Genomic DNA, 13736 nt, shown 5'->3' on the forward strand with positions numbered 1-13736 from the left:
TCTAATGACATTTAGGTCAATATTCATATTTTGAAAAACACCCAAAGTGCTCCTTTGACCCTAGTCTAGTATTTCGTTTTTTATATGACTTGCCATATGGGCAATATCATAATTCGCTTGGGATATATTGGCTACAGTTACGGCCTGTGGCATCCCATAAACAACGCAACTCTTCTCATCTTGCGCCCATATTTTAGCACCTTTGGCTTTTAATATTTTGCAACCTTCACGGCCATCAGCCCCCATGCCCGTTAATATAATCGCAAGTACATTACCTGTATAAACCTGAGCCAAAGATTCAAAAGTCACGTCAACACTTGGCTTATAAGCAGCAGAGGTAAAACGCTCCGGGTCAGAGATAATCACTCTTGCATTACCTGCCCTGCCCTCTACGATCATTTGTTTCCCACCTGGCGCCAGATAACACACGCCGGGAGTCAAAATGTCACCATGAGCAGCTTCTTTTACGGTCACATCACATAAATCATTTAAGCGTTTAGCAAATGCTTGAGTAAAAGAACCCGGCATATGTTGCACCATTAACACCGGAACAGGGAAATTAACAGGTAACTCTGTCAAAATTTTCTGTAAAGCCACAGGTCCGCCTGTAGAGGCACCAATAGCTAAACAAGTATAGTGACTTGAAGTAGTCGCTTTAAAATTGGTCTTTGTATCTAATTTGCTTGCAATTCCACTTACATTCTTGGTCTGCAGCAGTGTTGGAGAACGAGATGAAGATAAGCGTGTTCTTGACAAAGAACTGGTCCCAAACAACTTTCTACCACACAGGGCTTTAACACGGTTTTGTAGCAACAGAATAGCTTCTTTTCTGTTTAGAGCAATGTCTTCGAATTTCTTTGGGAGAAAATCTAACGCTCCGGCATCCAATGCATCCAATGTTGATTGTGCACCTTCTTGCGTCAGTGATGAGAACATAATAATAGGAACAGGATTGCTGGCCATTATTCTCTTCACAGCTGTAATGCCATCCATGACCGGCATTTCTATATCCATTGTCACAACATCAGGCTTTAAAGAAACAACAAGTGCTAACGCTTCCTCACCATTTTTAGCTTCACCTACCACCTCTAATTCAGAGTCTTTTTCAAGTATCTGTTTTATTCTACGGCGAAAAAAAGTTGAATCATCAACTATTAAAATCTTATAAACCATTTTCGCCTATATTACCTATTTGTATCACTATCAAATTCACGTTAGGTGTATCAAAAACACAAGCATCTATGATTTTTTTGCGGCATATCTTTTTAGTAAACCCGGCACATCTAATATCAGTGCAATCCCACCATCACTGGTTATAGTCGCTCCCGCCATACCCGGGGTACCTTGGAGAAGCTCATCTAGAGGTTTAATGACAACTTCTTCTTGGCCAATAAGTGCGTCAACCACAAAACCAAGTTGTTTTGTACCAATTTGCACTACAACAACATGTCCTGTAGTTTTATCAATATTAACCTCTCCTCTTGCTAACCACTCTCCCAAATAAAATAATGGAATAGCTTTGGAGCGGACAATCATAGTTAACTGGCTATCAACGGTATTGGTTTTTTGCATATCTAGGTTGATTATTTCATTCACAGACCCTAGTGGCAGAGCGAAAGTTTGTTCACCAATCACTATCATCAATGTCGGCAATATTGCCAAGGTCAATGGCACTTTAATCTCAAGTGTTGTACCAACACCCATCTTAGAATCAATATTGACGGATCCGTTCAACTGATTGATTTTGGTTTTTACCACATCCATACCGACACCACGGCCTGATACTTCAGATATTTCGGTTTTAGTTGAAAAACCGGGTGCAAAAATCAAATTAAATGCTTCAACATCAGTCATTCTTGCGGCTGCATCAGCATCCATAACACCACGAGAAACAGCAATTTCCTTGAGTTTATCAGGGTCCATGCCTTTACCATCGTCGATAATACTCAATAGAATATGGTCACCTTCTTGAGAAGCTGACAACTTAACTGTGCCCATAGTCGGTTTACCTGCAGCCTTCCTCTCTTCAGGCATTTCAATACCATGGTCAACGGAATTTCGTACTAAATGCACTAAGGGATCGGCTAAAGCTTCAACCAAATTTTTATCTAAATCCGTTTCTTCACCTTCAAGTACAAGAGTAATTTCTTTTTTTAATGTTCTAGCAAGGTCTCGTACAACCCGAGGAAAACGACCAAAGACTTTCTTAATGGGCTGCATACGCGTCTTCATCACCGCGCCTTGCAAGTCACCTGTTACCACGTCTAAATTAGCAATGGTCTTAGCCATGCTTTCATCGTTTACATTATTACTAAGACTCAATAGCCGGTTTCTGACCAATACCAATTCGCCAACCATATTCATAATCTGGTCTAGGCGTTTTGTGTCAACTCTTACCGTTGTTTCTGCTTGAGGAGCCGCCGCTTTTTTTTCTTCTTTTGGGGTCACTACAGATGAAGCTACTGCTACTTTATTAGGAGGAGTAACCACCTTAGGAGGAGTGTCAACGTTTTCAACTTCAGCTGGCTTAACGGCTAGTTTTGTTTCTTTAACAGTGGCTGGCTTTTCAGGCACGTCTTCAACAGGGCCTTTACCTTTGCCATGAAGTTGATCTAATAAGGCTTCAAATTCATCATCAGAAATATCGTCACCAGAGGCGCTTTGTTGAGGAACAACGGGATCCGCGGTTACCTTTTCAGTTTCAGCTTTCTCTTCGCCTTTAAACTGACCTTTACCATGTAACTGGTCAAGGAGCGCCTCGAATTCATCATCACTAATATCTTGATTATTTGAAGAGGTTTCATCTACCGCTGTTGTTTCCTTCGCAGCCGGTGCATTATTGCCATGCAACTCATCTAACAACGCTTCAAATTCATCTTCACTAAAATCACCAGAATCGCTTGCTACTTCATCATTAGTTGCGGTTTCATCAACTGCAGCTTTAGATTTATTTGCAGGGGCGGCTTCGTCGGCTGATTCTGGTTTACTGAGTCTGGTCAGTGTTTCAATAAGGCCCTTTTCAGCAGCGACCAGTGGGTCACCGGCTTTGACGAGATCGAACATTTGTACTACTTCATCAGTGGCTTGTAATATTACATCCATTAGTTCAGGCGTTAGGGTACGTTGACCATTACGCATTACATCAAAAACGTTTTCTGCGCCATGACAGATATCAACTAACTCGGTCAGTGATAAAAATCCAGCCCCCCCCTTAACGGTATGATAACCCCTAAAGATAGCATTAAGCAGATTCGAATCTTCTGGATTATTTTCTAATTCGACGAGCTGTTCTTGTAATAACTCTAAGATCTCCCCGGCTTCAACCAGAAAGTCAGCTAGTATTTCCTCGTCAACATCAAAAGCCATATTATAGCCTCCCTAAAATCCCAGACTCGAAAGCAAATCATCTACGTCGTCTTGATCCGACGCTACATCTTCTCTGCTGTCGGCATCCAATATTGGACCTTCAGCCTTAATTATATCGGCTTCATTCTCAGATTTGTTAAGCTTTTCAGCAACCTCGGCAGCATTTTCAGGTTCAACGCCGCCAAACATAGTGAGCATGTAGACTAAATTATCTTCAACTTCTTTAACTAACTCGATAACGCGCCTGATAACTTGGCCAGTTAAATCTTGATAACCTTGGGCCATTAATACTTCAGTTAACAGGCCTGTCAATTTAGCAGAGTCATTACTACCATTGTTAAGAAAACTATCCACTTCTTTTACAAGTAGATTAAACTCTCCCAATTGCAATTCTCGTGCAATCATTTTATTCCATTCAGGCATAATCTTAACGATCCCATCATGCAGTGTATCTGCGATGGGCATACAAGAATCGACCAAATCCATGGTTTTATTTGCCGCCTCTTCAGTTGCTTCTATGACATAATTAAGTCGTGTTTGAGCATCTGGAATATCCTCGTTAGCCATATTAACTATACGGGGGTCAAGTTGGAAATTATTCAATGAATCATGGAGTTGACGCGTCAATTTTCCCACTTCAGCGAATAACTCAACTGAAGTTTGAGCGCCTGAATATTCAAGTAATTCTTGAGCGCCTTGGTTATCCCCACTTTCTATTAATGTCACTAATTTTTTTGCGTCGACAAGAGAAATTGGCGCAGTATTCAAGGTTTTCATACAGTCATTCCTATCAGGTTAGCCTGAATTTAACCAAGTCGTTCGAAGATTTTTGTTAATTTCTCTTTTAATGTTGCTGCAGTAAAAGGTTTAATAACATACCCATTTACGCCAGCTTGCGCGGCAGCAATAATTTGTTCCTTTTTCGCTTCGGCAGTCACCATCAACACAGGAATATGTTTTAAATTAGCATCTGCGCGAATAGCTCTAAGTAAATCTATACCTTGCATGCCGGGCATGTTCCAGTCGGTTACCACAAAATCAAAATCACCTTGCTGCAACATAGGTAATGCAGTACTGCCATCGTCTGCTTCTTGTATATTTGCAAAGCCAAGATCTTTAAGTAAGTTCTTGATAATCCTTCGCATTGTTGAAAAGTCATCAACAACAAGGATCTTCATCTTTTTATCCAAAACCACCTCCGTTAGAGTTTAAACCCTTAGGTTAAAACCCAACTTTATTGCCATAATTATTTGTCGTTAGAACGCCAATATTGCATGCGAGACTTAAGTTTCAGCATGGCTTGGCTATGTATTTGACTCACTCTAGACTCACTCACATCTAGTACTTCACCAATTTCTCGTAAGTTCAGCTCTTCATCATAGTATAGAGACAACACAATTGCCTCACGCTCTGGTAATGTTGTAATAGCATGGGCCAGTGCCTTTTGAAAAGAACCTTGAAGAAAATCTTCAAAGGGCGTGTCTGAACCTTTTGTTTGTTCTGTCGTGATAACATCTTCAGTTACACCTAAGTCTTCCATGCCAATGATTTTACCAGCATTCACTTCATTTAACATTTGATGATAACTTTCAATACTGACTTGTAATTTTTCAGCAATATCTAAATCGCGGGCATCACGACCTGTTTCTCTTTCGACTTTATTAATAGCTTCGGTTATAGCGCGACCATTCTTGTGAACAGAACGTGGTGTCCAATCCCCTTTACGTATTTCATCTAACATGGATCCCCTAATTCGGATCCCTGCAAACGTTTCGAAACTTGCCCCTTTACTTCCATCAAAATTTCGTGACGCTTCTAATAAACCTATCATACCAGCTTGAATCAGATCGTCTACCAAGACACTGGCTGGTAAACGCGCAATCAAATGATGTGCAATTCGTTTAACCAATGATGCATGTCTTTCAACCAACCCATTCTTATCGGCAAGTTGTTGATAAGCAGCAGCTTTACTATTCACTGGTTCTCACCCACGTCTTTTTTAGTGACCAATTGTTCAAGGAAAAATTCCAAATGGCCACCTGGTTGATTAGGGATGGGCCACTCAATCGCTTTTTTAGCGAGTTTTCGAATAGCCATAGCTGCAGGTGATGTCGGAAAGGCTTCAACTATCGCTTTTTGTTTTCTGACAGACTTACGAACATTCTCATCAAATGGGATAACGGCCACAAGTTCTAGTGCCACATCTAAAAATCGATTAGTCACTTTAGTCAATTTAGAAAACAATTCATCACCTTCACGCATACTGCGAACCATATTGGCAACAATTTTAAAACGAAATACGCCATGTTCTTTATTCAGGATTTTAATCAGTGCATACGCATCGGTAAGAGAGGTTGGTTCGTCACAGACCACCATCATAATGTCCTGAGAAGCCTTAGAAAAACTCAATACCATGTCTGAAATACCGGCCGCAGTGTCAACAATTAACACATCAATTTGCGATTGTAATTCACTAAAAGCCCGAATAAGACCCGCGTGTTCTGTCGGAGTAAGCTCTGTCATCGATTGACTACCAGACGTTGCCGGTGCAATCTTGATCCCGTAGGGGCCTTCTACTAACACCTCATCTAAGGTGCACTCACCCGATAACACATGAGACAGATTTTTTTCTACCCGAAGGCCTAAAAGCACGTCAACATTGGCTAAGCCTAAATCAGCATCCAACACCATGACTCTTTTGCCTTGTTGTGCAAGTGATATAGCGGTATTGAGGGTAACATTAGTTTTCCCTACTCCGCCCTTCCCACCTGTCACGGCTATTACTTTTATTAACCTAGATTGATTCATTCTTCTTAAGCTACTTGCTTGGTCCTCAATCATACTGCCACTGCTGCGTTATTAATGTGATTAGGTGCATTATGAATTAAACCGAATTTTTTATAAAGCTTCGCTGCACTAGTAATTAAAAATTTTGTGCTTGCAGATTGCAAATCTTCTGGTACCCGTTGCCCGTCAGCCAAATAACAAATTTGTAATTTGTTCTCAATTGCCACGCTGATTGCCTCTCCTAAACTGTAACATTCATCTAATTTAGTCAATATACACCCTTGTAAAGAAATCTGTCGATACTCATTTACTGTTTGTTGCATGACGCGGTACTGGCAGTTAGCCTGCATTACTAAATAATGCTTGATATTAGCACAAGAATTCTGTCTCATAGTATTTAACTGTTTGATTAGCCTAGCGTCTTTTTGGCTAAATCCTGCTGTATCTACCAATACTAAACGTTTATTTCTAAATTGATAAAGTAAATCTGATAGTTCATTGGAATTTTGTGCTTGTTTAACACTACAGCCAATGATTTTACCGTAGGTTGCAATTTGTTCGTAGGCACCAATTCGGTAATTATCCAAGGTAATAATCGCCACTTGTTCGACGCCAAATTTATGTGCTGCTTGAGCCGCGAGTTTGGCGATAGTGGTTGTTTTACCCGTGCCTGTTGGTCCCATCAATGCCACCACCCCAGGTTGAGATAAGATATCATCATGTTTGGTTTGTAATCTATTTGCCAAAAGTTTCAGCAGGAACAGCCAAGATTGTCTCTCATCTGCAGCTTCTGGCGCATAAGACACCACTTCTTCAGCTAAAGCATCCGAAATTCCCATTTGCTGTAACCTTTGCAATAAATATCCATGTAACGGGTGTTTACGGTTCTTTTCTTGTTCAATTAACCCAGATACCTGAAATTGCAAAATGTGGCGCAAAGACGATAACTCTTGACGCATTTCTTTAAAGGCATCTTGTTGCTGGGTATTTTGCTGTGAATCCGAAGATTCAGGAGAAGGTACAGCAATAGCATTGTCAGAATAAGCTTGGGGCTGCGCTTTATATGCCGGCTTAACGCCTTTAATTTTTAAGGGGGAGGCAGCTTGTGACTGTTTTTCTAATAATGCTTTTAGACTATCAGGCCCAGTATCACCAATGATTTCACTCAAAGTAGGGGTTTTTCTAGATAAGTTAGCTTGAACTTTGGGCGCTTCTTTTTCAGTCAATAGCGGAGCATCAGGTTCATTGTCATAGGCGGCCATTATCTCAATACCGTCAGCATATTTTTTATTTGACATAATAACTGCGTCACCACCCAACTCGTCTTTCACTTGTTTGAGTGCATCTCGCATGTCTTTGCCATAAAAACGTTTAATTTTCATATATACCCTTTAAATACCAACATTACGGCTGATCATCCCGTCAGATTATTGACCCACGGCACTGACAATTTTGATTTGTTTGTCATCAGGTATTTCCTGATATGACAACACATGTAATCCACTAACTGAGTGTTTTAAGAACTTTGACAATACTGGTCTTAACATACCTGAAGTCAGTAAAACTGCAGGCTCACCTGCTAACTCTTGTTGTTGAGCTGCTTCGTTCAACGAACCTTGCAAACGTTCTGCTAAGCCCGGTTCAATTCCTGCGCCATCCGCTCCACCAGCTTGTAGAGACTGGTGCAACATCTGTTCCAATTCTGGTGCCAAAGTAATAACAGGTATTTCGGGTAAACCACCGTTTATTTCTTGCACAATTAATCGTTTAAGTGCGATACGCACCGCAGACACCAAGACATCTGGATCTTGGCTTTTAGGACCAAACTCACATAACGTCTGCACTATGCTGCGCATATCCCTTATCGGCACGCCTTCATAAAGCATGATTTGTAAGACTTTCACTACCGTGCTCAAAGGCAAGATATCAGGCACTAAACCTTCAACTAATTTAGGGTTATTTTTGGCTAGTAAATCCAACAGTTGCTGCACTTCTTCGTGACCTAACAATTGATAAGCATTGTTAGTTAACAATTGGCTTAGATGTGTAGCCACCACTGTGGCTGCATCCACTACTGTATAACCAAGGGTTTGCGCGTGTTCTCTTTGATTGGCTTTGATCCAAACCGCGTCCAGTCCAAAAGCAGGATCTTTAGTCACTTTACCTTCTAATTTGCCAAATACTTGTCCGGGATTAATCGCCAACTCATCATCATGACTCAGTTCAGCTTCACCAACTGTGACGCCCAACATAGCAATAGTATAATTATTCGGGCTTAAATCTAAATTATCGCGAATATGTACCGGCGGGATCAAGAAACCCAGTTCTTGTGATAATTTTTTTCGCACACCTTTAATACGGGTAAGTAGTTCACCCCCCTGTGCCTTGTCGACCAAGGGGATCAATCTATAACCCACTTCTAATCCAATGGTGTCAACATGCTGGACGTCATCCCAACCAAGCTCTTTTATTTCTAATGGTTGTTGATTTTGTTCAGGTAAAGACTTAACCGATTGTGGCTCATTGGCAATTTTTTGGGCGCGCCAATGACTGTAATAAGCATAGCCACCCACCACAGCACTAAATCCTAAGAAGGCAACATGAGGCATACCGGGTACAATCCCCATTACAAATAAAATACCAGAGGTGATATAAAGTGCCCGCTGATCGCCCAGTTGTCTGGTTAATTCTTTTCCCATTTCTTGTGAGTCATTTTCTCTTGTCACAATAATGGCGGTCGCTACTGACAACAACAACGAAGGAATTTGTGCCACTAACCCATCACCTATGGTCAGTAAAGTGTAAATTTCAACCGCATCGCCAAAAGCTAAATCATGTTGGATCATGCCAATAAACAAGCCACCCACTAAGTTAATTAACATAATGAATAAACCAGCAACAGCATCACCTTTTACAAATTTAGATGCACCGTCCATAGATCCGTAGAAGTCAGCCTCACTGGTGACTTCAAATCGACGTTTACGGGCTTCATCAGAATCAATAAAGCCAGCATTTAAGTCTGCGTCTATGGCCATTTGTTTGCCAGGCATCGCATCCAAAGTAAAACGAGCACTGACTTCTGAAATCCGGCCTGCGCCAGCCGTAACCACTTTAAAGTTAATGATGAGCAAAATGGCAAATACCACTATACCTACTGCATAGTTACCGCCAATCACGACTTCACCAAAGGCTTTTATTACCTTACCTGCTGCGTCTCCACCCTCGTGCCCTTCAAGTAAAACGATTCTTGTTGACGCGACGTTTAAGGCGAGTCGCAATACAGTCGCGATAAGTAACACTAACGGGAAAATACCAAAATCAACGGGTTTTTTAGTAAACACTGACACCAGAATAACCACTAAAGACAAGGCAATATTGAAGCTGAATAGAATGTCCAACAAAAATGCGGGCATAGGCAGTATTACCATGCCCATTATTGCTAACAAGACTATGGGTGCGCCTAAACCAGATGAGACAGACTTAAATTGGTTTTTATCAAACCGACCGAGATAAGATGCTAATTGCATAAAAGAATTATTGACGCTTTGTTGAATTTGTTAACCTTAAAAGAAGTAAAGCAACTAGTGCGCCAAGTCTATAGAGAAAATAGGTTCCTCTGTAAAAAGTTACTAAACCAACGCTTAACGTCTTAGCTCTGGGGGGATCGGCAAATTACTTTTTAATGGTTTAGGACGTTTACCTTTACCTTGTTTATAGGCTTTTAATTGATAAACATAGGCCAATACTTGAGCCACTGCCATAAACAGTTTTTCGGGGATTTCGTGTTCGGCTTCAGTAGAATAATAAATAGCCCTAGCTAACATAGGAGATGCCACAATTGGGACTTCATGTGCATTGGCAATAGTACGAATATGCATGGCCATTTCATCCACTCCTTTGGCCACTAAAGTCGGCGCGCGATTACCTAACTGATCATACTTTAATGCCACCGAAAAGTGGGTGGGGTTGGTGACTACCACATCAGCATTTGGCACTTCTTGCATCATCCGGTTGGCGGCAGCTTGATACTGTAACTTACGGATCCTACTTTTTACTTGGGGATCGCCATCGGCGTTTTTACGTTCGTCTTTGACTTCCTGCATAGACATTTTCATTTCTTTGTTGTGTTTGTAGCTTTGATAAGGCACATCGAAAACCGCAATAGGTATCAAAGCACAACACATAATCAAAAATCCCCACGCAATTAAATCTAGCGCATGAAAAAGGTTGCGCGGATATAACTCTAAGTCCAAATGTAATGCTTCATCTTTAAACATTATCAATGCTACGTATGCCATCAACGCCACCACCACAAATTTAGCTACCGCTTTAAATAATTCCACTACGCTGTTCATACCAAACATACGTTTAAAGCCCGCTATAGGACTCATTTTTTGAGCTTTTGGCGCAGCGCCATCCCAAGTAAAATTATAACCACCTAAAGCGATATTCCCGTAGATACCAGCAATAGCCACAATCACCATATAGAGCATAACAGGCATGCTAATTGTATCGATTGCAAATCCCCAAGCTTGAAACATATGGGTGAAATCATAGGTTTCATCTCGAGACAAGGTAAACGTGCGCTGCGTCACTTCAAATAATGCGCTGGCAATTTGCGAGCCAATAAGTAAAAAACTAATACCACTAGAAATTAAAACTAAAGCCGTAGACAATTCTTTTGATCTGGCAATCTGTCCCTTTTTACGGGAGTCTTCAATTTTCTTGGAGGTGGGTTCTTCTGTTTTTTCATTTGCATCAGACATGGTTTACCTCCATTACTTAAGAACACACCAGCACTAGCTGACACATCATCAGTTGTGCCCGGTCCCACATCACTTCAAAGTGATGGGTTAAGTTGTCTAACGTTAACCAAATTATGAGTAGTCCCATAATTTGAGCGATAGCAAAACCTATACTAAAAATGTTCAATTGCGGGGCTGCTTTTGTCATCACACCAAAAGCTAAGTTAACAATAAGCAATGACACAATAGGCGCCAAAGATATCGTGACGGCTGAAATAAACATCCAGCCTGCCCAGTGAGCAATATCTCTAAATTGTTCTGGGGCAAACCATGCTTCACCAATTGGAAAAGCTTCGAAGCTCATCACAACCATCCGGATCATAGATAAATGTCCATCTAACGACCAAAACAAAAGAGTGGCCAGTATAAGATAAAACTGCCCCACTGCAGGCACACTGATACCATTAACCGGATCGACTATTGAGGCAAAGCCCAACCCAGTTTGCAAGGCAACAATTTGACCCGCTAACACAAAGGTATTGAGCACCATATTTGATAAAAATCCCAATGCAATACCAATGATTAACTGCTGTATTACTAGCATGAAGGTGCCAACAGAAAAAACCTCTGTTATTGGAACCGGTACTGGCGGAATAACGGGCATAATAATAAGGGTTAAAAATAGCGTCAGTAGCGCCCTTGTGGTAGGCGGTACACTTTTAGCACTCAAGCCAACCATAGAAGCAAATAACCCTGAGATGCGCATAAATGGCAACAGTAAGTCCGCCAAGTATTGCATTATTGTAGTCGTTGCTATATCCAAGGTTTTAGCCTTGATCCTTAAAAACGAACACCACTAACCCACTACCTCAGGAATTCTCTCGACCATAGTAAAAAAGAAATCCATAAGCTTTTGCACTAACCAATGCCCCCCCCAACTGAGTGCCAACAACGTGACAATTAGACGTGGCAGAAAGCTCATGGTTTGTTCATTAATAGAGGTTGCAGCTTGAAACACAGCAACAATTAACCCCACAAACAGGCTGGGCAGGATAATCGCTGAAACCAACAGAATAACCATCGCTAATGATTCTTTGAGTATTTCAACAAAAACTTCTGGACTCATGGGCATACCTTATTCATTTTTTGACTAGTTTTTTGACCAAGTAACATTCCCTAACCCATCCCAAAACTATTGGCTAAGGTACCAAAGACTAAATTCCAACCATCCACCAATACAAATAACATGAGTTTAAAGGGCAAAGACACGATCATAGGTGACAACATCATCATGCCCATCGCCATCAATATGGAGGCAACCACTAAATCTAAAATCAAAAAAGGAATAAACAACATAAAACCAATTTGAAATGCAGTTTTGAGTTCGCTGGTCACAAAGGCGGGGATCAAAACGTTCATAGGCACATCAACAGGATCTTGGAATTGCCCATCCATACCGCCAATTTGTACAAAGGTCTCTAAATCTTTAACCCGCGTTTGAGCTAGCATAAAAACACGTAATGGCTGTTTACCTATCTCATAGGCTTGTATAGAGGTAATTTCTTCTTTTAAGTAGGGTTGTAGTGCCGTTTCGTTTATCTTTTCAAACACAGGCGCCATGATAAACATCGACAAAAACAAACTCACACCGATTAAAATCTGGTTAGAGGGTGATTGCTGCAAACCTATAGCTTGACGCAAAATAGACAAGACGATGATGATCCGCGTAAAGGATGTCATCATCATCACAAAAGCGGGTAGCAGGCTTAACGATGTCATGATAGCGACAACCTGCAAGGTCATAGTATAGTCTTTGCTACCATCTGGGTTGTCTGTCAGTGTCAAAGCTGGGATCCCAGGTTCAGCTAAAACGTGTCCACTAAGAATACTCAGTAGTAACAGCAAACAAAGACTCCAACATATTTTTTTCATAAGCGTTTTCCGTCAATATTTTTTTTATTATTATTTTGAGCCATAGCTGGGTTTATTTTACCTGCCATAAGCAATGCTAGTTTATCTTTGAATTTTTCGTTGCCAGGCGCTGCTGACGAATTATCGATAGGATTAGACAAAGTCACTAAGTGGTTAATATTATGAGCTGTTATACCTAACAAATGCTGCTCACCCGCCACTTCAATCACTATGACTCTTTCTTTTGCTCCAGCCATCATCGAGGCGACAACTTTTATGTTTGAGGTGCCAGATTGAGTGACGTTAAACCGTCGCATAAGGAAAGCAAGCATAAAAACAACGCCAATAACCAATAACAAAGAAAGGAAAATTGACACTATTGATGTGGGGTTTGATACACTTTGAGGCGCCGAATTGGCCTCAAAAGAGATACATAAACATGAACCAATAGCTATCCAAGCCCATGTTTTGTAGGACTTTTCTTTATCTAAGTTTTTTGATTCTTTCCAGTTGGCTAATAACATCAGTTAATCGAATACCAAATTTGTCGTTGACTACTACTACTTCTCCATGAGCAATCAACGTGCCATTTACTAAAACATCTAATGGCTCTCCAGCAACGCGATCAAGTTCGACGACAGAACCTTGGTTTAACTGCAGTAAATTTCGAATACTGATATTGCTTCGACCGACCTCCATAGCGATAGTCACTGGGATATCTAAAATGGTGTCGAGTTTGCGTTTTTCTTTGGACGTTATTTCTCGGTCCTCATCAAATTCTTCAAGTTCGGCGACTTCTGCATCTATGCCAAGCTTGTCTTCAGACTCTCCTTCCGTTTTACCTTCTTCGTCAGCTTGCTCAGCCATGGCCGCAGCCCAATCGTCTAAACCGTCTTCTTCACTCATCATTTACTCCAGACTCTGGAC

14 protein-coding genes are annotated in these 13736 nt (G+C 41.0%); all 14 read right to left on the minus strand.

All coding sequences use genetic code 11. The features are described from left to right. Positions 1-60: 60 nt before the first annotated feature. The 14 genes from CXF95_RS00765 to fliN all read right to left on the minus strand — a co-directional run bounded on the left by CXF95_RS00765 (position 61) and on the right by fliN (position 13715). Positions 61-1173 (minus strand): chemotaxis response regulator protein-glutamate methylesterase, encoded by a 1113-nt coding sequence (locus CXF95_RS00765; RefSeq protein ID WP_101196929.1) that lies wholly within the window; start codon positions 1171-1173, stop codon positions 61-63. 66 nt (positions 1174-1239) lie between these two features. After that, entirely contained in the window at positions 1240-3366 is a 2127-nt protein-coding gene (locus CXF95_RS00770; protein ID WP_101196930.1) for a chemotaxis protein CheA, read from the minus strand. A 12-nt stretch (positions 3367-3378) separates the two neighbouring features. After that, positions 3379-4143 (minus strand): protein phosphatase CheZ, encoded by a 765-nt coding sequence (locus CXF95_RS00775; protein WP_198556453.1) that lies wholly within the window; start codon positions 4141-4143, stop codon positions 3379-3381. Positions 4144-4172: 29 nt separating this feature from the next. Next, complete coding sequence (gene cheY / locus CXF95_RS00780) at positions 4173-4556, minus strand: chemotaxis response regulator CheY (RefSeq protein ID WP_101196931.1); 384 nt, start codon at positions 4554-4556, stop codon at positions 4173-4175. 56 nt (positions 4557-4612) lie between these two features. Then, positions 4613-5344 carry an RNA polymerase sigma factor FliA gene (locus CXF95_RS00785; RefSeq protein ID WP_101196932.1) on the minus strand — a complete coding sequence of 244 codons (732 nt, stop codon included), beginning with the start codon at positions 5342-5344 and terminating at the stop codon, positions 4613-4615. Next, on the minus strand, positions 5341-6207 hold the full coding sequence (locus CXF95_RS00790; protein WP_101196933.1) for a MinD/ParA family protein: 867 nt from the start codon (positions 6205-6207) through the stop codon (positions 5341-5343). Before CXF95_RS00790 ends, CXF95_RS00785 begins: the two co-directional genes overlap by 4 nt. Beyond that, the gene (flhF, locus tag CXF95_RS00795; protein WP_101196934.1) at positions 6204-7535 is read right to left on the minus strand and encodes a flagellar biosynthesis protein FlhF; all 1332 of its coding nucleotides are present in this window, start codon (positions 7533-7535) and stop codon (positions 6204-6206) included. The genes CXF95_RS00790 and flhF overlap by 4 nt, the downstream gene beginning before the upstream one ends. 45 nt (positions 7536-7580) lie before the next feature. Beyond that, positions 7581-9680 (minus strand): flagellar biosynthesis protein FlhA, encoded by a 2100-nt coding sequence (gene flhA / locus CXF95_RS00800; protein ID WP_101196935.1) that lies wholly within the window; start codon positions 9678-9680, stop codon positions 7581-7583. Positions 9681-9794: 114 nt separating this feature from the next. Then, positions 9795-10919 (minus strand): flagellar biosynthesis protein FlhB, encoded by a 1125-nt coding sequence (gene flhB, locus CXF95_RS00805; RefSeq protein WP_101196936.1) that lies wholly within the window; start codon positions 10917-10919, stop codon positions 9795-9797. A gap of 16 nt (positions 10920-10935) precedes the next feature. Beyond that, entirely contained in the window at positions 10936-11697 is a 762-nt protein-coding gene (gene fliR, locus CXF95_RS00810) for a flagellar biosynthetic protein FliR (protein WP_369809263.1), read from the minus strand. 57 nt (positions 11698-11754) lie between these two features. Then, the gene (gene fliQ / locus CXF95_RS00815; protein ID WP_101196938.1) at positions 11755-12024 is read right to left on the minus strand and encodes a flagellar biosynthesis protein FliQ; all 270 of its coding nucleotides are present in this window, start codon (positions 12022-12024) and stop codon (positions 11755-11757) included. 50 nt (positions 12025-12074) lie between these two features. Next, complete coding sequence (gene fliP, locus CXF95_RS00820) at positions 12075-12830, minus strand: flagellar type III secretion system pore protein FliP (protein WP_101196939.1); 756 nt, start codon at positions 12828-12830, stop codon at positions 12075-12077. Further along, positions 12827-13333: a flagellar biosynthetic protein FliO gene (gene fliO, locus CXF95_RS31055; protein ID WP_101196940.1), complete on the minus strand. Its 507-nt coding sequence runs from the start codon at positions 13331-13333 to the stop codon at positions 12827-12829. Before fliO ends, fliP begins: the two co-directional genes overlap by 4 nt. Continuing rightward, the gene (gene fliN / locus CXF95_RS00830) at positions 13293-13715 is read right to left on the minus strand and encodes a flagellar motor switch protein FliN (RefSeq protein WP_101196941.1); all 423 of its coding nucleotides are present in this window, start codon (positions 13713-13715) and stop codon (positions 13293-13295) included. The genes fliO and fliN overlap by 41 nt, the downstream gene beginning before the upstream one ends. Between the last annotated feature and the right edge of the window lie 21 nt (positions 13716-13736).

The sequence above is a fragment of the Paraglaciecola sp. MB-3u-78 genome, assembly GCF_002835935.1.
Taxonomy (GTDB): domain Bacteria; phylum Pseudomonadota; class Gammaproteobacteria; order Enterobacterales; family Alteromonadaceae; genus Paraglaciecola.

Bases quoted from the DNA above. Each gene is read 5' to 3' on its own strand.
- CXF95_RS00765 (WP_101196929.1), bottom strand. From the start codon at position 1,173: ATGGTTTATAAGATTTTAATAGTTGATGATTCAACTTTTTTTCGCCGT.
- CXF95_RS00770 (WP_101196930.1), bottom strand. From the start codon at position 3,366: ATGGCTTTTGATGTTGACGAGGAAATACTAGCTGACTTTCTGGTTGAA.
- CXF95_RS00775 (WP_198556453.1), bottom strand. From the start codon at position 4,143: ATGAAAACCTTGAATACTGCGCCAATTTCTCTTGTCGACGCAAAAAAA.
- CXF95_RS00790 (WP_101196933.1), bottom strand. From the start codon at position 6,207: ATGATTGAGGACCAAGCAAGTAGCTTAAGAAGAATGAATCAATCTAGG.
- flhF (WP_101196934.1), bottom strand. From the start codon at position 7,535: ATGAAAATTAAACGTTTTTATGGCAAAGACATGCGAGATGCACTCAAA.
- flhA (WP_101196935.1), bottom strand. From the start codon at position 9,680: ATGCAATTAGCATCTTATCTCGGTCGGTTTGATAAAAACCAATTTAAG.
- flhB (WP_101196936.1), bottom strand. From the start codon at position 10,919: ATGTCTGATGCAAATGAAAAAACAGAAGAACCCACCTCCAAGAAAATT.
- fliR (WP_369809263.1), bottom strand. From the start codon at position 11,697: ATGCAATACTTGGCGGACTTACTGTTGCCATTTATGCGCATCTCAGGG.
- fliQ (WP_101196938.1), bottom strand. From the start codon at position 12,024: ATGAGTCCAGAAGTTTTTGTTGAAATACTCAAAGAATCATTAGCGATG.
- fliP (WP_101196939.1), bottom strand. From the start codon at position 12,830: ATGAAAAAAATATGTTGGAGTCTTTGTTTGCTGTTACTACTGAGTATT.
- fliO (WP_101196940.1), bottom strand. From the start codon at position 13,333: ATGTTATTAGCCAACTGGAAAGAATCAAAAAACTTAGATAAAGAAAAG.
- fliN (WP_101196941.1), bottom strand. From the start codon at position 13,715: ATGAGTGAAGAAGACGGTTTAGACGATTGGGCTGCGGCCATGGCTGAG.